Here is a 21,216-nt window from a genome sequence, read left to right on the forward strand (position 1 = left end):
ATTATTCATAACAATTGCATGCGGATTGCTGTACAACGTCCTAGAATCTGTCATCATGCAAGCACTGCAACATTAACCCTATTTTTATGTTAGGAGTGACTCTAATGTCTAACGAAAAGCAAACGCCTCCCTCTACCCCTGAGCCGGCACAAAATACAGACAAAGTGAGTCCTTTCTTAACTGAGCCTCTTCCACAAGGCACTGCACAAGGTCAGCAACAATCTTTACAACAACAGTTAACCGATACGCCAGTGACCGGTTCAGTACCCAAATACAATCTGCCTCGTGGTGCCAATACCGGTAATGTCGGTCCGACTACCCACTTCGGTTACCAGACCGTCAGCAGTGAAGATAAAGCCCAGAAAGTGGCGGAAGTTTTCCATTCGGTTGCCAGCAAATACGACATCATGAATGATCTGATGTCTTTCGGTATTCACCGTCTCTGGAAACGTTTTGCCATTAATATGTCGGGCGTACGTCGTGGTCAGCATGTGCTGGATATTGCCGGCGGTACAGGGGACCTGGCCAAAGTCTTTAGTCGTGAAGTGGGTCCTACCGGTCATGTGGTGTTGTCGGACATTAACGAATCGATGCTGAACGTCGGTCGTGACCGCCTGACTGATGCCGGTTGTACCAATGTAGACTTCGTTTTGGCCAATGCTGAAACGTTAGAGCCATTTGCAGACAACAGTTTTGACTTACTGACCATCAGCTTCGGTTTACGTAATGTGACCGATAAAGATGCAGCACTCTCTGCGATGTATCGTGTGCTTAAGCCAGGTGGCCGTTTATTGATACTTGAATTCTCTAAACCTGTATTCGAGCCATTCTCTAAACTGTATGACCTGTATTCGTTCACGGCTTTACCGATCATGGGTAAAATTATTGCCAACGACTCTGAAAGTTATAAATATTTAGCCGAATCCATCCGTATGCATCCAGACCAACGCACCTTAAAAGGGATGATGGAAAATGCCGGCTTCCAGAACTGTGATTACCACAACCTGACGGGTGGTATTGTGGCGGTTCACCGCGGCTTTAAACTTTAAGGTTTTATACTATGTGGTCGATTCTGGCACTGGGTGCAGTTGAACGGTTAATTCATCATGTGATTGATCTGGATGCCATTACCCGTATCCAGCTCAATCAGTTGCAAGGCAAGATGCTGCGGGTGGTGATTGATTCACCGCAACTGTCTGTCGATGTGTTTTTTGACGAAAATAAAGTTCGTCTGGAACCGACCATCACCGGTCAGGCAGAACGTCCGTCCATTTTTGAGCAACGCCCGTTTGACCCGCAACAAACATCTATTATGCCAGCCACCGCAACCTTACAGGTTAAAAATGTGGTTGAGCTAATCAAACTGCTGCTGGCAGATGATGTCGGCAATATTCCGCTGCAGGGTGACTATCACCTATTGCAGGATATTCAACGCATTCTGCAACAGGCCGAACCTGATCTGGCTGCCCATTTAAGTCCGTGGATTGGCCCTGCCCTTGCTCATGAACTGGGTAAAATCCAGCTGGCACCAAAACATTTAAAACGTTCCTTAGAAAGTTATTTATTCTTTGCTGAAGATGCGTTAAAAGAAGATACAGGTTTATTTGCTGCACGTTGGCAAATGGACGATCTGCAACAAGATACCCGAATTTTCAATCAAAATTTAGACCGTGCTGAAGCCAAGATTCAACAGCTTCAGGCACAGATTGATACTTTAGATACAGCTCCTGCTTCAGCTCAAGATTAGGTAATGAGATTTATGATTCCGCACGTTTCACGTTTACTCGAACTTTGGCGCATCGCCGCGCACTATAGACTCGACACGTTGTTTCCTGCGGAAGAATTACCGGAAAAAGCCCGTCATGCTTTAAGTTTCATTCGCATGCACCCTGCAGCATGGTCCAGTCGTGAGCGTAAAAATCCCCTCAAGCTGAAACAGGCTTTAGAAGAAATGGGGCCGCTGGCGATTAAATTGGGACAGCTGCTTTCAACCCGTCGCGACCTGATGCCACCTGAAGTTTTACAACAGCTGGTATTACTGCAAGACCGGGTCAAGCCCTTTGACAGCAATGTAGCTAAAACACGAATTCAGCAATCACTAAAAGCCGATGTCAACACGCTATTTGCCCGATTCGATGCTCAACCACTGGCCGCTGCCTCGATTGCACAAGTCCATACGGCCGCCCTGCATGATGGCCGCGAAGTAGTGGTGAAAGTCACGCGCCCCGACATTCGCACGCAAATTCTGCAAGATTTTGAAATTTTGGACTGGCTTGGAGCAGCGCTGGAAAAACGTCTGGAAGCCGCACGTGCCCTGCATTTATCGGAAATTATTCAGGACTATCGTCAGATCATTTTAAATGAGCTGGATTTGACCCTGGAAGCAGATAACACCCGTCGCATGCGCCATTACTTCACCGGCTCTAGCATGATGTATGTGCCTGAAGTGTATATGGACAGCAAAGATGTCATGGTTGCTGAACGCATCACCGGGGTTCCGATTTCTGATACCGCGACTTTTGACCAGATGGGTATGAATCGTGCGGACCTGGCAGAAAAAGGCCTGACCATTTTCTTTACCCAAGTGTTCCGTGACAACTTCTTCCATGCCGACATGCACCCAGGTAACGTGTTTGTCGAAACCATTAATCCAGCCAATCCGCGCTTTATTGCACTGGACTGCGCGATTATGGGTGAGCTATCCAAGCATGACCAGATGACCGTAGCACGCATGTTACTTGCGGTCATGAACAGCAACTTTATGCAGCTGATTCAGATTGTGCATCAAGCTGGCTGGATTCCACCGGGTACCGACCAGGATGCTCTGGCCCGTGAAATGCGTCGCACCGTAGGTCCAATGGTATCAAAACCGATGAGCGAGTTGGACTTTGCCGGCATCCTGATTCAAGTGATGGATATCGCCCGCCGTTTCCATCTGGAAATTCCTCCGCAGCTGATGTTATTGCTGAAAACACTGGTTCATGTGGAAGGTTTGGGCACCGACCTCTACCCGGACCTTGATATCTGGAAACTGGCGAAACCGATTCTAACTGACTGGATTAAAGTCAATATGAACCCAGTGAAAAACATGAAGGAAATTGGTCAGCAAATTCCAGACCTTCTGCTGGGTGCACAGGATTTACCAAGTCTGATGATTGACAGCCTGAATGGTTTAAAAAACCAGTCCGCCTGGCATTCCAAACAATTGCATGAACTGCAAAGCATGCGTCTGCAAATGGAACATCAGCAAAAACGCAGCTGGATTTTTGGCAGCATTATGGCCATTTTGCTATCCATTGCGATTATTGCACCATGGTATGTATCTATTATTCTGATCATACTTGTGAGCTTGCTGGCTGTCTGGCGAATTGCGAAATAAGATTCTCTATTCAAAAATAATATCAGCCCGTTTATAATGGGCTGATTTTTTTCATAATATCTAAAGTGATTATTCAATTATTATTTATAATGATTTGTTGCATTTAGTTCAATTTAGGTGTTTTTTTCACTTATTTTTTAACCATTTTTTTGTTATAAAGTTAAGCATCACTCATAACTAAAACTTAGGCTTTAGGGAATACTATGTTCAATCGAACTTTTAAACTAACAACATTAGCAATTGCAACTTCATTATTGGCGGCTTGTGGTGGTGGGAGTAGCTCATCAACTCCTGGGTTTTCCTCCAAAGAAATTTCCGGAGCCGCTGTTGACTTCTATATAGCAGGGGCAGATGTTAATTTTACAAACCCTGAATGTGAAGCCGCTTATCCAGATCTGAAAACGGATCAAGATGGTAAATTTACTTTTAAAACTACAGGAAACTGTCAGGAAACTGGTTTCATTATTACCGGCGGTATTGATACAGTGACCAAGCTTCCCTTCCAAGGCCAATTAAAAGTTAAATCTAATAACTATCAAGCAGCATCAACTACTGAAATTGTTGCAAGCCCTCTGACAACTTTGCAAGCAGAGCTTCCAGCAGCAGAGTTTGCTCAAGTTCTCGCAAACTTAGGCTTTAGCCTAAATGAAGACGTAACGACATTTGACCCAATTACAGAAGGTTCAAATGAACAAAAGGCAGCTGTATTCGTATTACAACAAATTTTCACTCAACTTGAAAATTCTGGTTTAACACTTGAGCAAGCTGCCCAAGCTATTCAAACTGCTTCTGCTACAACACAACTTCTTACTAACTCAGGCGTAGATTCTAATGCGGTCGCAGCCGTGTTCACCGCTGCTATAGCATCTACAACCGACACCAATGTTCAACAAGCTTTAACTGCAAGTCAAACCAAGGTAGAAGCTGTTACTACCATTATCAATACTGCCCTCACTTCAACTGGCAGCACTGGTAATTTAGAAGATTATTTAACTGACAACTCTACCGTTATTGGTGAAATTCAGGATAACATTGTATCTGCTAGCTATAGTGGACTAAGCATTGCAAATAAAAATATTCAAGACATTATTGATTCTCGAAGTGATGCACGTCTATCACTTGATAAGAATGCAATTGATTCTCTAACTCAAGTGACATTCAATTTAAATAAATTCGCTACAGGTACTGATTCTATTAAATTAGGTTTAAAAGCAACTGCTACAATTGGCCAAAATGGCCAACCTGAAACTTTAACGGCTTATATCAGTAATGTAAAAGTTTCGTTTAATAATACTACTGCTATTAGCAAAATCATTATCCCTAAAGGTACTGTAATTGAAATTGCAACTACGTTAGCAAATGCACCTAAAGGCTCATTTGAAGTTGCGGAAGATACAGAATTCTTAGGAACCTCAATTGCTCTAACAGATCTAACTGCGGCATTCCCAATTTTAAGTCAACCGTATAATAATTATAAAAATCTGATCGCTTCAAGCAACCTAGTAAATGCTGATGTATCTGTTTTTGTAGCTCCAACCGTTTATCCAGTCTCTGCAACCTTAGGATTGAACCTAGGTGAATTTGGTATTCCAAATAAACCTGCAACTGTCTTTAGTGGATATACTTCTACAGGCTACTTTGTAATCCAATAATCTCAACTAAAAAGCCAGTGATCATCACTGGCTTTTCTCTAACTTCCTATCTGGTAATTCAAGTTGAAAAATCAATCATTACTTTTTATCTCTGTGGCATTAATTTTTTCTAATAGCTATGCTGCACCTGATGATTTGTTTTTACAAGCGACTCCTGCTAAAAATAAGCTCACCACCAATATAAGTTTAGATTTAGTCAATGACACTGTAGACTTTCTGAATTTACGAGAAAGTGAGGGTGTGAAAGGAGATTCAGGAGATTATATCGGTGGACATCTGAATGTTCAGTACCAACTATATCCAGAATGGTCTATAAATGCTGATTACTGGCATCGTGAAATCGAGTTTGCCCAAGATACAAATAAACTAAATACTACTGCATTAGGTTTGACTTATACGCCCGAAAGCCTTTCTACAGATGACTCTGATCTTGCATTTAAGCTTTCTTTCTGGGGTAACAAGGCAAATGAAGTAAGCAAATCTACCCCTACTCTGGTCAATGGTCGTAAGATTGATGAAGTTACAGTTTCTAACCCGCGCGATATGCAAATTCAGTTAGATACTATCTACACCCATAAAATTGATTTTATGAATCAAATCAATTTATTTGGATCGTTAGGATACAGTCAGGTCAAAGTTGATGAACTTGATCTAATGGTTCATCTAACAGGCGAGGGACGTGACTGTAAAGCAAATATCAATATTAACTCCAATAATCAAGTAACTGGTACTCCTATTGGCCGATGTCTGATTGACGGATTAATTGTGCGTGATATTGATGTCGGGCAATATGCTGATCAATTTGGCCTCGATATGCAAAAAGACCTGAATTACGATAGTTATTATGCAGGCCTAGGCGGCTCATGGAACTGGCGCTATAAACAGTTTGAAAGCCAAATTGCCTATCAATACCAGCGCTTATGGCGTAATGATATTGATGATCGCGTGAGTAATTTTGGTAACGCTCCGATTAAAGATAATCATACTCTTGGCGTAAAATTCAGCTACGATTTTACTCCACAGATCACTGCTTTCTTGCAGGGTGAAATCTATCAGAACAACTTTGTTGGCAATATTCCCTTTCTCTATAACGGGGTCACGGCATCACGCCTAGATAAACGTTATGGACTGGCTTCTTTAGGGCTCAATATCCGTATGTTCTAGGCTTAAAATCCTTTTAAAAAACCGTTTATCGATCCGCAGCTTTACGTAAGATGCGGATTTTTATTTTTACTGACTCATCAGTCATTCACTGAATGATCTCGCCATTGTTGCGTATCCCAGACAGATTAAAATAACTGCACACCTGTAGATTGAATGATAGATCATGACGCAAATCTTGCAAAAACGCCCTTCTTCTTTAAATGTCCGTGCTGGCCGGTTGGCACGCCAACTGATTGAAAAAGAAGGTTTGCAGGCGAATTTTGTCGATATTGTTCCCGGTGCAGCAGGTGGCCCCAAAGGCCTTGGCATTCAGGGTCTGGACCAAGCCATTTTTGGCAATTTCCTGGCACAAGCGCCACAGCGCAGAACCCTGATTGGTTCATCCATCGGTAGCTGGCGTTTTGCCAGTATTGCTGCCTGGGGTGCAAAAGAAGGAACTGAGCGTCTTGCGGAGCTTTATACCAACCTGTATTTCCATAAAAAAATGTCACGTCAGGAAGTGGGGCAAATTTGCCGTAACATGCTGCTCGATCTGGTGCAAGGCAAAGAACAGCAGCTGGTTGAGCATCCGGACTATCATCTGACCGTCATCTCGGTCAAAGCCCAGCACATTTTCCAGAGTGACAGATCTCTGCCTTTACTGGCATCGGTTGCTGGAATTATTGGCAGTAATGCTGTGGCACGTAAACACAACCGTCTGTTTATGCAAAGGGTAATCAGCCAACCGGAAATGGGGACACAATTTAAAGTCGATGATGAATTTACCACGCATTATCAAGCTTTAAATCTCAGCAATGTCACCTCCTGGCTGATGGCTTCAGCTTCTATTCCCGGAGTGATGGCTGCAATCCGCGATATTCCCGATGCCCCGAAAGGCAGTTACCGTGATGGGGGTTTAATTGATTATCACCTTGACCTGCCGTTTCAGAGCCAGGGCATTGTGCTGTATCCGCATTTTAGCGACAGCATTACTCCGGGCTGGTTTGACAAGATGTTGAAAAAGCGCAAGGCCAATCCGGAAAATCAGGCACGGACTTTACTACTTTCCCCTTCTGCCGAATATTTACAGTCCTTACCGCTCGGTCGCTTGCCGGATCGTAAAGATTTCACTTTAAAAGGGCTGGACCAGAAACAGCGGATTCAAATGTGGAATCAATCGATAGCAGAAAGCCAGCGCATGGGGGATGAGTTTTTGGAAATGGTGGAAAAACAGAACTTTCCGCAGCTGATGCAGGATTTATAAAAGTAAGTAGAGGAAAAACTATAGGCGCTTGATGAATGAATCAGTTTATTTTCCTATGCTTGTAATATTATAAAATTCTTGGTGAATAAAGCACCTGAACCTCTTGAATCAGAAATCAAAAGGTTCATACGTATATTTTTTTCTCAAACAGCCGCTAATCACGTACACTATACAGCTGCGATTTTGATTCGCTGTTTTCCATTTTGAACATATTTTTGGTGAAATTCTCATGAACAACGCGCAATGGCTCGATGAAGTAAAATTTAACGAACAAGGTCTGATCCCTGCCATTGCCCAGCATCATCAAAGCGGACGTGTCCTGATGGTGGCCTGGATGAACCGGGAGGCTTTGGCGCTCACTGCCGAGAAAAATCAGGCCGTGTATTTCTCCCGTTCACGCAACAAGTTATGGCACAAAGGTGAAGAATCGGGTCATTTCCAGACTGTGCATGAAATCCGTCTGGACTGCGATGCCGACGTGATTATTTTGCAGATTGAACAGCACGGCGGTATTGCCTGCCACACTGGTCGTGAATCATGTTTTTATCGCAAATTGACCGCAAATGGCTGGGAAATTGTCGATGCACAGTTGAAAGATCCAAGCCAGATTTATGCTGAAAAATCAACCAACCCACATACCCTGGCCATGAATGCCTCGACTGCCCAGTCTGAACAGGTCGAAGTTCTAGACTATTTGGGCCAGATGATGGCAGAGCGCAAGAAAGCCGATCCGGATTCATCTTATGTCGCCAAACTGTATCACAAAGGCTTGAATAAAATTCTGGAAAAAGTCGGTGAAGAAAGCGTTGAAACCATCATCGCCGCCAAAGATTTTAAATCTGAAGCCAATACAGACAATAAAAACGACCTGATTTACGAAGTTGCCGATTTATGGTTCCACACCATTGTGATGCTGGGTTATTTCGACCTCGACCCACAACTGGTATTAAACGAGCTGGCGCGTCGCCAAGGCCTGTCTGGCCTGGTGGAAAAAGCCAATCGTCAGCATTAATTCAGTCTTTTTACTGTGTCAGTATCTAAAAAGCCCAATCCCACCTACGAGCAAGCGCTTGCTATAGATAATGCGCGTCTGGGCAATTCCTTCAAGGTGATTGCCTATGCTGGCACAGGTAAAACCACCACCCTGCAAATGATCAGTGATGCCATGCCCGAGCGCCGTGGCATGTATCTGGCATTTAACAAAGCCATTGCAGCAGAAGCACAAAGTAAATTTCATCGCAATGTCGACTGCCGGACCTTTCACTCGCTGGCTTTTCGCAGTGTGCCACGCGGTGTCACCGACAAACTTCGCTTGCCGCGTTTAAGTCCGAGCTTTATTGCCAAGGAATACCGGCTACAACCGATTACTCTGCGCCGGATGATGGGCGGCCGTTATGAAAAATATGTCATGATGCCATCGCGTCTCGCCAGTCTGGTGGCCAATGCAGTCAGTTATTTCTGCTCGACCAGTTCGCAGTATCCGGCACCACGACATCTGCAGGCACCGAGCTGGTTGCATCCGGACGATATTGAAGAATTACAGAAGCATCTTTATCCGGCCATTGAACGGCGCTGGTTAGAATCAATTGATCCCAGTCATCAAGCCGGTATAGGACATGATATTTATTTAAAGCTTTGGGCGCTGTCTGAACCGAATATCCCGGCCGACTATGTGCTGTTTGATGAAGCACAAGATGCAGACCCATTGATGCTCGGAATTTTGCTGCGTCAAAGAAACACCCAGGTCATTTATGTCGGCGATGCCCATCAACAAATTTATGCTTGGCGCGGTGCTGTTAATGCCATGCAACAATTGCCACTGCCTGAATCACGCCTGACCACCTCGTTCCGTTTTGGTGAAGAGATTGCCTTAAATGCCAACGCCATTTTAGGTGCATTAAACGAAACCGTGCCCTTGCTCGGCAATCCGTTACTGAGTTCCAAAGTGGTGAATAAACCGCATACCAAACAGCGCGATGCAATTTTGTGCCGTACCAATGCCCGCGCGATGGAATTGCTGCTTTCCGGACTGGTGCATGGTGACAAGGTCAGTTTGCAGGCTGATCATGTCAGACTAAACCGTTTTGTTGATGCAGCCAGCATGCTGAAACAGGGTCGTCGCGTGACCGATGTACCTGAACTGGCCTGGTTTAATTCCTGGCATGATGTGCATGAATACTGTGAAACCAATGATGGCAGTGACATTAAACCGCTGGTAAAATTGGTGGATGATCACGGCACCGACCCACTCAAAAGAGCCTTAGCCAAAATTACCCCGATTGAACAGGCCGACTACATTATCTCGACCGCCCACAAGGCCAAAGGCTTGGAATGGGACCGTGTGCATATCGAAGATGACTATCAGTTTAAGGTCAATGAAAAAGACCATAAAATTAGTGACGAAGAGTTAAGATTGCTTTACGTGGCCTGTACACGTGCTAAAGTAAGTTTAAATATTCACCACATTTACGATCTGGTACAACAGCTGAAAAAGCAAATGCCAGTCTCGCTGCGTAAAGCTGTGGGAGAATAAGTTTCGCTTTAGCTGCAAGGCAGGTGTTTTATGAAAATTGACTCCATTCAACTCAAACATGCGCTTCATTTTGCCGATCTCAAGCTGAAATTTAATGACAAACCCATCACCCTGATTCTGGGTGATCAAAGCTCCGGTAAAACCGGTATTTTAAAATTTACCTATCAGGCACTCACCTGGTTTGCAGCCCGTTATAAAGACTCGCGTGCTGCCGGTGTGGTCATGCAGGATCAGGACATCATGTTTACCCGCCTGCAATCCAAAATTGATATTCGGGTTCAGATTCCTCCCGATATTGGGACTTTAAATGCCTCTAGCGAAGCGGGGGACAAGACCCTGACGACGTGTGACTGGCAGATTTATAAAACTTTAAATAGTCATGGCATTGGCACCAGCAAAGCCGAACCCCAGCAATTAGACAATCTGGTGGAACTCTATCATAACGCGCTGAAGCACGATCAGCAGCAAGGCTTGCCCTTGATTGCCTATTACCCGGCAGAACGTTTTGTCCATGAAATGAATATTCAGAGCAAAAATAATCCGGTAGTGTTTCAGGCTTCACATGCCTATGAAATTTCCAGCATTCCCTATACCACCTTTAGCCGTTTCTTTGAATGGTTTCGTGAAATCAGCGATATTGAAAATGCTCAGATTGCGCAGCTGTTTCAGCAGCTCATTACCAATTCGTCCATCCAGAAAAATAAAGACAAAGATTTTTTACAACAATTGGTCAATGCACAAAAGCAAATGAACGCGCCGAGTCTGGACGCTTTAAAACAGGCTTTGAGCACCGTTCTTCCCAATTTTGAAGACATTTATGTGCAGTATCAGCCTAAATTGCAACTGATGGTGAGTTATGCGGGAAAAACCATGCTCTATCAGCAACTTTCCAACAGTGTTAAAAACTGGATCGCCCTGGTGGGAGATATTGTACGGCGTTTGTGCCTGCTCAATCCCAAAAGTTTATATCCCTGTCTGGAAGGCGACGGCATTTTGCTGATTGATGCCATTGACCACCAGCTGGATCAAAATACCTCGCAAGTAATTTTACAGCGCCTGCATCAGGCTTTTCCGCGTCTGCAGATTATTGCTACCGGAAACCGCATGGAATTACTAGAACATGCAGTGGAATATCAATGTTTAAAACTGGAACATAAGCAGCTGTTTGATATGCAGCTACAGCCGTTACAGGAAAAGTTTGACACGATTTATGAAAATCTGGTGTTTAATGAGGAAGTGATTGAAGCCGATGCCTTAACTGAGCCTGAATCAGAAAGCATGACCCCACAAAGCCTGTTAGAGCAGATCCAGCAATATTTAACCCCCGAACAACAAACAGAATTATTGCACTTAATGCAACAGCAGGATGCTACCTCTCCCTCTCATCCTATCTCCTGACACAACAATTTGAATGGTATTCGAAAATACTCAGTATCTCTTTAAAAAATCCTGTTTAGCATTGCATCTGGCTAAACACGCTACGCCCCTCAAGCATGCAGGGGCGTATAATAAGTCAGGCAAGTATTTATGAAATGTCAACAAACCCGAGTGTGCGCGCAAAAGTAATTGATGTTGTTTTACTCATGCAATAAGATCATGTATATTTAAAGTTTAATAGTAAAATCCGATTCTACTATGACTTTTTTACAGGTTGCGCAACACAGCTTGTTTTTCATTTTTTAACTCAAACCGGCTTTCAAGATTGAGAAGTTTGGATTGTTCTTTGCATTCCTGTAATCCTTGGAAGATAAGATTCACGCTTAGGTGTTTATAGCCTAACTCACGACTTTGGATATGAGTGTGCTACCGATTATTATTTTGCTACCGTTAGTACTAGGCACAACCCTTGTCTCGTGGCTGAAATTTTCACGCGGGCTAACGGCTTTAGCCGCCTTAGGGGTCAGCCTGAGTAGTCTGACCCTGTTACTGCTGCAAGCCAAAGATGTGTTTAATGGCGGAACAATGACACAAACCTGGGCCTGGTTACCCCAGTTAGGCATTGACTTAAGCTTTCGTCTGGATGCCTTAGGCCTGTTGTTTTGCTTGCTGATTAGCGGGATCGGAACGCTCATTTATATTTATGCCTATTATTATTTAAATCCTAGAAATTCTCTAAGCAAACTCTATCTTCTGCTGATGCTGTTCATGGCCTCCATGCTGGGGATATCACTTTCTAACAATTTAATTTTACTGCTTATTTTTTGGGAACTGACCAGTATTTCCTCCTTTCTGCTGGTCGCTTACTGGAGCAATTACGAAGCGGCACAGCGCGGTTCACGTATGGCTCTGACCATTACCGGCATGGGTGGTCTGGCCATGCTGGGCGGTTTCATTCTGCTCGGTCAAATCACCGGAACCTATCAGATTGACCAGATTTTGACGATGAAGGATCAAATTCAAAGTCACTCGCTATTTGTTCCAAGCTTGCTGCTGATTTTAATAGGAGCTTTTACCAAAAGTGCCCAGTTCCCGTTTCACTTCTGGCTGCCGAATGCCATGGCAGCTCCGACGCCGGTTTCGGCCTATTTGCACTCTGCCACCATGGTCAAAGCCGGAATTTTCCTGCTGGCACGTTTTACGCCAATTTTTGTCGGTGCAGCCCTGTATCACAATATCGTGACTTTCGTGGGCCTGTTCACCTTATGTATGGCTGCCTTCTTTGCCATTTTCAAGGAAGACTTAAAAGGCTTATTGGCTTATTCCACCATCAGTCATTTAGGCCTGATTGTGTGCTTACTGGGATTAGGTTCACCACTGGCAATTGCTGCTGCTATTTTCCATATTATTAACCATGCCACCTTTAAAGCGGCTTTGTTCATGATCGCCGGGATCATTGACCATGAAACCGGAACCCGTGATTTGCGTAAGCTTAGTGGGATCTGGCAACTCCTGCCCTTTACTGCCACCCTGACCATGATCACCGCCGCCTCTATGGCCGGTGTGCCGCTGACCAATGGCTTCCTGTCGAAGGAAATGTTCTTTACTGAACTATTGACCAGCCTTTCAGGTCCTGTGCTTATTGTTTCTGCCATTCTGGCAACCCTGGCCGGAATTTTTGCCGTGGCTTATTCGGTCCGTTTAGTGCATGGGGTATTTTTCGATGGTCCGATTGGCGCAGGGGTCCCGAACCGGCAAGCACATGAGCCGCCGCTGGGCATGCGTGTACCCGCCATACTGCTGGCGGTTTTATGTATTCTGGTCGGCCTGGTACCTGCGCTGCTGGTGGAAAACATTGTCAATTCCACTGCACGTGCCAGCACGCAGCTGCCTGATTTTGCCGGCACTCATTTAGCCATCTGGCATGGTTTTAACCTGCCTTTACTGATGAGTATTGTTGCACTTTTGGGCGGAATCATTTTCTATTTTGCTTTGGCCAAAGGCGGTCGCATTAGGGAAATTGATCTCGATCCCCTGCTTGGAAAATTTCAGGGCAGAGTGCTGTTTGATTTATTTTTAAAACATCTGTTACTGAGTTCACGCAAGTTCAAACGGCAAACTGAAAATGGTTCACTGCAAAGCTATCTGATGTGGATTGTAGTGTTTAGTGGTGCTTTGCTCACTATCCCCTTTATCAATCAAGGCCTGACCACAGGCACACGTGAACTCGTCCATGCTCCCGCGATTGCCATTGTCTTGTGGCTGCTCTTGTTCTCCGCCTGCTGGATGATGCTGTGGTTTCACCATGAACGGATTAAGGCCGTGCTGATTAGTGGTGCAGTCGGACTTGTCGTGACCCTGGTGTTTGTGACCTTGTCTGCACCTGATCTGGCCCTCACCCAAATCACGGTAGATGTGGTCACGACGGTATTGCTGCTGATGAGTCTGTCACTTCTGCCACAGCTCACGCCTTATGAATCCAGCGTTTCACGGCGTTGGCGCGATGCCCTGATTGCCATTGGTGGTGGTCTGGGCATCGGCTGGATTAGCTGGCTGATGCTGACCCGTGATCACAACTCGATTTCATGGTTCTTCATGCAGCAATCACTGCCACTCGGTGGTGGTTCCAATGTAGTCAATGTGATTCTGGTCGACTTCCGTGGTTTCGATACCTTTGGGGAAATTACCGTATTGGGTATCGCTGCGATTGGCGCACTGTGTTTAATGGATGGTATGCGTGCACATGGCACCACCATTACCCAGGGGCTGACCTACCGCTTTAACCCATCTCCGCTGATGTTCCGTATTACCGCATCCTGGGTATTGCCTTTGGCACTGGTGGTGAGCCTGTATATCTTCCTGCGTGGCCATAACCTGCCCGGTGGTGGTTTTATTGCCGGTCTGATTACCGCTTTGGCCTTGGTGATCCAGTACATTGCCTTAGGGCAAGACCAGGCCGAACAAATGCTAAGAGCCAAATCCGGCCGTTTATATGAAATCTGGATTGGTTCAGGTCTAAGCATTGCAGGACTGACCGGTCTGGCTGCCTGGTTCTGGGGACGTCCATTCCTGACCAGTGCCCATGTGCATATCGCTCCACCCCTGTTAGGTGATATCCATCTGGCTTCAGCGGCATTATTTGATGTCGGGGTTTATGTCACAGTGGTGGGTGCCACCATGTTGATGATTTCTGTCCTGGGTGACTCACGCCACTCCAGCATGTCTGGTCCAGTATTGAAGGGGGAATAAAATGATCAGTCTAGAGTTTTTACTTGCCTCTGCCATTGGTTTACTGGTTGCCACGGGAATTTACCTGATCTTGCGTGCACGTACTTTTCCCGTGGTTTTAGGACTGGCCATGATTGGCTACGCGGTCAATTTATTCCTGTTTGCCATGGGACGAATTCAGATCAATGCCCCGGCTATACTGACTGAAACCAGCAAAGTGACCGATCCTTTACCTCAAGCGCTAGTCTTGACAGCTATTGTGATCGGTTTTGCCACCACGGCCTTTATTGTCCAGCTGGCTTTACGCAGCCGTTATGAAAGCGGTACCGACCATGTCGACTCAAAAGAAGAAATCACCCCGATTGACCCGCGCGAGGATGAGCCTTAATGAATGCCTTCATCCAGTTCTGGACTGAACACACCCCAATATTTAGCATTTTAATTCCGGCATTTACTGGCTTTTTACTGGTTCTTTTGGGCAATCCCGGTACAGGTGCATTAGCCCATGATTGGCGGCAGCCTTGGCGTCGTGGCATTAGTTATGTCTCTTCAATCTTGGGCTTAGGCACTGCCATCGTGTATTTAATCTTCGCCAGCAGCGGGCAAATTAGCACCTACACCCTCAGTGAATGGGCTGCACCCTTTGGTATTGTGCTGGTTCTGGATCAGCTTTCTGCACTGATGCTGGTGCTGACCTATGCCCTAGCGACCCCAATTTTATGGTTTGCCAGTCACGCGTGGGATACTCAAGGGCGTTATTTCCATGCCATGTTCCATTTTTTACTCATGGGCCTATGCGGTGCATTTCTGACCGGGGATTTATTTAATTTATTCGTATTCTTTGAAATCCTATTGATGGCTTCTTATGTCCTGCTGCTACATGGACAAGGCAAGGCCCGTTTTCAACTCGGTATTCACTACGTCACCATCAACCTGCTAGCCTCTGCGCTGTTCCTGATTGGCTTAGGCATGATCTACGGCAGTGTCGGCAGTTTAAACATGGCCGATGTTGCACGTTTAATCCCGCTATTAGAACGAGACCAGCATATCTTAGCAGCGGCAGGCGGCTTATTATTATTTGTGGTTTTTGGCATCAAGGCTGCCATGTTGCCAGTCGGGTTTTGGCTACCAAAAACCTATGCCGTAGCCACCACTCCGGTTGCTGCCATTTTCACCATTATGACCAAAGTAGGGATCTATGCCATTCTTCGCGTCAATGGCACGATTTTTGATGATGGCTTCAGTCAGGATATTCTGGCAAACTGGTTACTTCCGATCGGTTTGGTCACCTCGATTTATGGCGTGATTGGTGCCATTGGCGCGGAGCGTTTACGCCGTTTTGTCGGCTTTATGATTTTATCTTCGATTGGCACGCTGCTGATTGCCATTTCATTATTTAATACATTGGCCTGGGCTGCAGGACTGTATTATCTGGTGCATAGCACCATTATTGGCGCTGCGTTTTATCTGCTCTGTGGCTGGATTACCTCACAGCGCGGTACATTCAAAGATCATTTCAACATCGCTCCGAAAATGAAACAGCACAAAGCAGTGTCCCTCACCTACTTTTTCATTGCCTTGATGATGGCGGGTTTACCGCCTTTTAGCGGCTTTTTAGGCAAGGTTTTTATCTTGCAGGCGACTTCACATTCCCCTTATCAGGGTGTGATTATTGCGGTGGTGCTGCTAGTGAGTTTACTCAGCATTATTGCCTTTACCCGGGTGGGATTCATTCTGTTCTGGCGTGCCAGCAAACCTGAAGATCAAGCGGAAACCGAAGCATTTAAAGCATATCAAGCCATACCCAATCATGCCCCGATACGCAATGACAAAACCATTTATCTGCTGTTGTCAGGCTTGGTACTCTATATGGTTTGCGCAAATCCGATTCAGCAATACATGTTTAAAACGGCTGAACAGATCCAGAATAATGCTGTGTATGAAGATGCAATTTTATACAAAGATGACCTGAATCAGGTGATTAGCGTACAGCCCTATAATCCTGAAAATTTACCTGAAACCAAATATGGCGGTGAAACCGTCGATCCGAATGCGCATCTGATTCCGTATATCATCTCGAAAAATACTTTAGAAGGTGAGCACATTTCAGAATATAAACAACGCCAGATCAGGCAGCAGCAAGACCAGCAAGCCACTGATCCGGATGATGCCAAACTCAAGCCGATGGAGCCTTAAACATGCAAAAAACATCGTTTTTGGACCGCTGGCTGCCGCATCCCTTCGTCTCCGTGATTGTGGCCTTAAGCTGGATCATGCTGGCGCATAGTCTGGATCCGGCAACCTTGCTGATGGCCTTATTGCTGGGCATTGCCATTCCATATCTAGTCAAACCCTTTATTGGCAACACCCCAAATATTCACTGGATTCTGGCTATCAAATTATTCTTTGTGGTGTTATGGGACATTATTGTTTGTAATATTAAAGTGGCCAAACAGGTGCTTGGCCCCACCCATAAACTGCATCCGAAATGGTTTCGTGTACCTCTGGAAACCCAGCATGAACAGGTCAATGTATTGCTGGCCCTGATTATTACCACTACGCCGGGTACCGTGACCGCAGGGATCGATCACGATCGTGGTGATATTCTGGTTCATGCCCTGAGTACCGATAATGCCGAAATCGATATTATCGAAATTAAAAATCGTTATGAAAAAGCGCTGATTGAAATTTTTGATGTGGAATTAGGAGAAGATTCATGACTATTTTGCCTTATGCACTTGGTCTGTGTATGGTCGCAATCACCATTTCCATGTTTCTTTGCCTGATCCGTATGGTGATTGGCCCTTCCATCGTGGACCGGCTTTTAGCACTGGATACCCTGTTTCTGAATGCGACCTGTCTGGTGGTCATTCTGGGTATCTACTGGGCAAGTACCTCCTTATTTGAAGGAGCTTTATTGGTTGCCATGCTTGGATTTGTGTCCACCGCAGCCTTGGCACGCTACTTTACCACTGGCCATGTGGTCGATTAGGAGCAACAGTGATGCAACTTCTCATGGAAATCCTGGTCTCAATTTTTTTGTTGATTGGTTCATTCTTCATGCTGGTGGGCGGCATTGGGATGGTTCGTCTGCCCGATTTATTTATGCGCCTGCATGCGCCGACCAAATCCAGTACCCTGGGTCTGGGCAGTTTCCTCATTGCTGCCATGATCTTTTCAGCCTTTCAGGGACGCTTTGGTTTTGCCGAACTGTTATTGACTTTGTTGGCGTTCATTACAGCCCCCGTATCTGCAAATTTAATGGCACAAGCAGCCTTACACTTACGTTTACGCTCAACCAGTGGTGAAGTACCTGAAGCACTTGACCGTCCCTTGCCCTGGCAACGTACCCGGCGTCGCAATCCCAAAACAGAAGATGATTCACATAATGATGTCAGCTGAAACCGTTCTTGTTGTTCTAAACTTAACTTAAAATTTTATACCGTTTTACACAAATTTATTCTTCTGAACAGAATTTTCCGCCACAAAAAAGCCACCCGAAGGTGGCTTTTCTTTTTAGCGATTATTCATCATCTTTTTTTGCATCATCAGCTGGAGGTAAATCCTTCACTGCTTCTGCAATCAGACCAAACATATAGTTGCCATACGCGTTGGTTTTGTCGTAATGGAAACGCAAGCGAGGCGTTATACGTGTCTTGATACGACGACTGAGTTCGTGACGCAGGAAACCAGATGCCTTATTCAAGACATCTAACGTTTCCTTGTTTGCCGCTTCACTTTGCTCATCGCCCAGCTCACGCCCCATCACAGTCACATAAACTTCGGCATATCCTAAATCTGGGCTAACTTTCACCGCAGAGATGGTCACCAGACCACCCAGGCGTGGATCTTTCAGCTCTTGGCGAATCAGTTCAGACAACTCACGCTGAACTGAATCTGCCATACGCTTCAGACGTTGACTACCCGCCATTAAAGACTCCGTTTAATCAATTGAACATCATACACTTCGATCTTGTCTTGTGCTTTGATGTCTTTATAGCCTTTCACTGCAAGACCACATTCCATACCGGCACGAACTTCTTCCACCACTTCTTTATAGCGACGAAGAGATTCAAGCTCACCCTGGAACACCACCACGTCATCACGAAGAATACGGATTGGTTTATTACGGTGCAATACACCTTCAAGTACCATACAACCTGCAGCCGCACCGAATTTGCTTGAGTGGAACACTTCACGCACTTCAGCCACACCCAGAATTGTTTCACGGTGTTCAGGAGCAAGTTTACCGCTCATTGCTGCTTTCACGTCATCAATCAATTGATAGATGATGCTGTAGTAACGAATGTCGATACCGTCTTCATCGGCTTTTTGACGCGCAGTATTGTCGGCACGAACGTTAAAACCAAGCAATACCGCTTCAGAAGATTCAGCCAGCGTTACGTCAGACTCAGTGATTGCACCGACACCTGAACCAATAATACGTACTTTCACTTCATCAGTTGCCAGTTCGGCAAGTGCCACGTGTAATGCTTCCAAAGTACCGCGCACATCAGTTTTGAGTACCACATTCACAATAGGCACATCTTTCTTGCCCATCGATGCCATGATGTTCTCAAGACGCATTGCAGATTGACGTTCAAGACGTTTTTGACGTTCACGATCCATACGCGCATCGGCAACTTCACGTGCTTTTTTCTCGTCATTCACAACAAGAACTTCGTCACCGGCCATTGGTGCTTCCGGAAGACCCAAGATCTCTACAGGAATTGATGGACCTGCAGATTTGATACGTTGACCATTTTCATCCACCATCGCACGAACGCGACCGTAAGATGAACCTGCAAGGACAAGATCACCTACATTCAATGTACCGTTTTGAACCAAGATAGACGTTACCGCACCACGGCTGTTGTCTACACGTGCTTCAATGACCACACCTTGAGCAGCACCTTCTTCAGATGCTTTCAACTCTAACAATTCTGCTTGAATTGAAATCAGGTCTAGAAGTTCATCAATACCTTGACCTGAGTGTGCTGAAACCATGGCAACCGGTACATCACCGCCCCATTGTTCAGGTACGATCTGTTTCGTGGTCAATTCGTTCAATACACGGTCAGGATCGGCCGACTCTTTATCCATCTTGTTAATTGCAACAATGATTGGCGTACCAGCAGCACGTGCATGGTCAATCGCTTCCGCAGTTTGTGGCATTACACCATCATCCGCTGCAACAACCAGCACCACGATATCAGTCGCTTTCGCACCACGTGAACGCATTGCGGTAAACGCTGCATGTCCCGGGGTATCCAAGAAAGTGATAATGCCTTTATCCGTTTTAACGTGATAAGCACCGATATGCTGGGTAATACCACCCGCTTCGCCTGCAGCCACTTTGGTACGACGGATACGGTCAAGCAGCGATGTTTTACCATGGTCAACGTGGCCCATGATGGTTACGACAGGAGCACGAGTGGTTTGAGCACCACGCGCTTCTTCAGCCGCTTCAAGCAAGTTGTCTTCAGCCTGAGTATCAGAAACTAGAACTGGGTTATGACCCATTTCTTCCACCACAAGCGCTGCAATCTCTTGATCAATCGCCTGATTCTGAGTAACCAATTCACCCATTTTCATGAGTGCCTTGATAACTTCACGCACCTTCACTGCCATTTTCGCAGCTAAGTCAGCTACGATGATGGTTGAGCCGATTTCAACATCATAAATTTGTTTTTTAACTGGTTTTTCAAAGCCATGCTTGTTCGCCTGACTTGATTTTAAACCGCGTTTATGTGAGTTATCACGGAAAGATTGCTCTTCGCCACGACGACCACCTTTTTTCGGTGCACGCGCATTGGTGGTATTGCCACCACGTTTAATTTCACGGTCTTCTTTCGCAAAAGAATCTTCATATGCCTGACCAACCAGACCGGCAGCCAGTGGAGAATCATCAATCACACGAATTGTTGCCGTGGCATCTTCAGAAGAATACTTGGAAGCCATTTGACGCATTTGTTCAAGCGTACGTTGTTGTGCTTCTTCAGCCGATTTACGACGTGCTGCTTCTTCAACTGCTTTTAACTGTGCAGCTTGTGCTTCACGTGCTTTCTTCTGTTCTGGTGTTTCAGTCACTTTAACCGGCTGTTTTACAATCGGCTTGTTGTTTGACTTGCGTTTTACCACAACCGCTGCTTTTGGTACTTCTTGCTTCGCAGTTTCTTGCTTCGCTGCTGCACGCATTGCTTCTAAAGCCTGTTTTGCTTTAGATTCAGGTTGTTGCTTAGGTTCTTCAGCTTTCGCTGCTGGCTTTTGCTCAGCTTCACGCGAATTCTGTTCGGCTTGTGCTTTCGCTAAAGCTTCAGCTTTAATCTGTTCCGGATCTGGCTTAACAAATGTATGCTTCTTACGAACTTCTACATTAATTGTTTTCGCCTTACCTGATGTACTGGCCACTTTAGCAGTACTGGTTGTTTTACGTTTCAACGTGATTTTTCCTGCATTCCCATCGTCCTGACCATGAACTTTCTTCAAATGGTTAACGAGGGTATTTTGTTGTTCAGTGGAAATAATATCTTCAGCTTTACGTTGGGGTAAACCTGCGTCACGAACCTGCTCTAGGAGCTTCTCAACGGGGCGATCCACGCTGAGAGCCAACTCTTTAATCGACTTGTCCGTCATATAT

At 45.4% G+C, this 21,216-nt stretch carries 17 protein-coding genes; 15 read left to right on the forward strand and 2 right to left on the reverse strand.

Annotated features, from left to right (window positions below; genetic code table 11):
• Nucleotides 1–104: 104 nt before the first annotated feature.
• From ubiE to GTU69_RS07750, 15 genes are all read left to right on the forward strand, one after another.
• A complete protein-coding gene (gene ubiE / locus GTU69_RS07680; RefSeq protein WP_166169511.1) occupies nucleotides 105–1,049 on the forward strand; it encodes a bifunctional demethylmenaquinone methyltransferase/2-methoxy-6-polyprenyl-1,4-benzoquinol methylase UbiE in 945 nt (314 codons plus the stop codon).
• A gap of 11 nt (nucleotides 1,050–1,060) precedes the next feature.
• Nucleotides 1,061–1,747 carry a hypothetical protein gene (locus GTU69_RS07685; RefSeq protein WP_166169513.1) on the forward strand — a complete coding sequence of 229 codons (687 nt, stop codon included), beginning with the start codon at nucleotides 1,061–1,063 and terminating at the stop codon, nucleotides 1,745–1,747.
• A gap of 12 nt (nucleotides 1,748–1,759) precedes the next feature.
• Nucleotides 1,760–3,379: an AarF/UbiB family protein gene (locus tag GTU69_RS07690; RefSeq protein WP_166169655.1), complete on the forward strand. Its 1,620-nt coding sequence runs from the start codon at nucleotides 1,760–1,762 to the stop codon at nucleotides 3,377–3,379.
• A gap of 203 nt (nucleotides 3,380–3,582) precedes the next feature.
• Nucleotides 3,583–5,031: a hypothetical protein gene (locus GTU69_RS07695; protein WP_166169515.1), complete on the forward strand. Its 1,449-nt coding sequence runs from the start codon at nucleotides 3,583–3,585 to the stop codon at nucleotides 5,029–5,031.
• Between the two features lie 63 nt (nucleotides 5,032–5,094).
• Nucleotides 5,095–6,195, forward strand: coding sequence for an autotransporter outer membrane beta-barrel domain-containing protein (locus GTU69_RS07700; protein WP_166169517.1), 1,101 nt, complete (start codon nucleotides 5,095–5,097; stop codon nucleotides 6,193–6,195).
• A gap of 163 nt (nucleotides 6,196–6,358) precedes the next feature.
• Nucleotides 6,359–7,438: a patatin-like phospholipase family protein gene (locus GTU69_RS07705; RefSeq protein ID WP_166169519.1), complete on the forward strand. Its 1,080-nt coding sequence runs from the start codon at nucleotides 6,359–6,361 to the stop codon at nucleotides 7,436–7,438.
• A 229-nt stretch (nucleotides 7,439–7,667) separates the two neighbouring features.
• The gene (gene hisIE / locus GTU69_RS07710; RefSeq protein WP_086195222.1) at nucleotides 7,668–8,450 is read left to right on the forward strand and encodes a bifunctional phosphoribosyl-AMP cyclohydrolase/phosphoribosyl-ATP diphosphatase HisIE; all 783 of its coding nucleotides are present in this window, start codon (nucleotides 7,668–7,670) and stop codon (nucleotides 8,448–8,450) included.
• A gap of 15 nt (nucleotides 8,451–8,465) precedes the next feature.
• Nucleotides 8,466–9,971: a UvrD-helicase domain-containing protein gene (locus GTU69_RS07715; protein WP_166169521.1), complete on the forward strand. Its 1,506-nt coding sequence runs from the start codon at nucleotides 8,466–8,468 to the stop codon at nucleotides 9,969–9,971.
• 30 nt (nucleotides 9,972–10,001) lie between these two features.
• Nucleotides 10,002–11,369, forward strand: coding sequence for an AAA family ATPase (locus GTU69_RS07720; RefSeq protein WP_166169523.1), 1,368 nt, complete (start codon nucleotides 10,002–10,004; stop codon nucleotides 11,367–11,369).
• Between the two features lie 390 nt (nucleotides 11,370–11,759).
• Nucleotides 11,760–14,597 (forward strand): monovalent cation/H+ antiporter subunit A, encoded by a 2,838-nt coding sequence (locus GTU69_RS07725; protein ID WP_166169525.1) that lies wholly within the window; start codon nucleotides 11,760–11,762, stop codon nucleotides 14,595–14,597.
• 1 nt (nucleotide 14,598) lies between these two features.
• Nucleotides 14,599–14,964, forward strand: a complete 366-nt coding sequence (locus GTU69_RS07730; protein WP_166169527.1) for a Na+/H+ antiporter subunit C — start codon at nucleotides 14,599–14,601, stop codon at nucleotides 14,962–14,964.
• Nucleotides 14,964–16,772 carry a monovalent cation/H+ antiporter subunit D gene (locus GTU69_RS07735; protein ID WP_166169529.1) on the forward strand — a complete coding sequence of 603 codons (1,809 nt, stop codon included), beginning with the start codon at nucleotides 14,964–14,966 and terminating at the stop codon, nucleotides 16,770–16,772. The genes GTU69_RS07730 and GTU69_RS07735 overlap by 1 nt, the downstream gene beginning before the upstream one ends.
• A gap of 2 nt (nucleotides 16,773–16,774) precedes the next feature.
• Nucleotides 16,775–17,296 (forward strand): Na+/H+ antiporter subunit E, encoded by a 522-nt coding sequence (locus GTU69_RS07740; protein ID WP_166169531.1) that lies wholly within the window; start codon nucleotides 16,775–16,777, stop codon nucleotides 17,294–17,296.
• Entirely contained in the window at nucleotides 17,293–17,568 is a 276-nt protein-coding gene (locus GTU69_RS07745; protein WP_166169533.1) for a monovalent cation/H+ antiporter subunit F, read from the forward strand. Before GTU69_RS07740 ends, GTU69_RS07745 begins: the two co-directional genes overlap by 4 nt.
• 11 nt (nucleotides 17,569–17,579) lie before the next feature.
• Nucleotides 17,580–17,978 (forward strand): Na+/H+ antiporter subunit G, encoded by a 399-nt coding sequence (locus GTU69_RS07750; RefSeq protein WP_166169535.1) that lies wholly within the window; start codon nucleotides 17,580–17,582, stop codon nucleotides 17,976–17,978.
• A 121-nt stretch (nucleotides 17,979–18,099) separates the two neighbouring features.
• On the opposite strand, the gene GTU69_RS07755 is transcribed toward GTU69_RS07750, so the two are convergent.
• Nucleotides 18,100–18,507: a ribosome-binding factor A gene (locus tag GTU69_RS07755; protein ID WP_086195213.1), complete on the reverse strand. Its 408-nt coding sequence runs from the start codon at nucleotides 18,505–18,507 to the stop codon at nucleotides 18,100–18,102.
• A complete protein-coding gene (infB, locus tag GTU69_RS07760; RefSeq protein ID WP_166169537.1) occupies nucleotides 18,507–21,212 on the reverse strand; it encodes a translation initiation factor IF-2 in 2,706 nt (901 codons plus the stop codon). The genes GTU69_RS07755 and infB overlap by 1 nt, the downstream gene beginning before the upstream one ends.
• Nucleotides 21,213–21,216 lie beyond the last annotated feature (4 nt).

Source organism: Acinetobacter sp. SA01 (genome assembly GCF_011319235.1).
Classification (GTDB): domain Bacteria; phylum Pseudomonadota; class Gammaproteobacteria; order Pseudomonadales; family Moraxellaceae; genus Acinetobacter.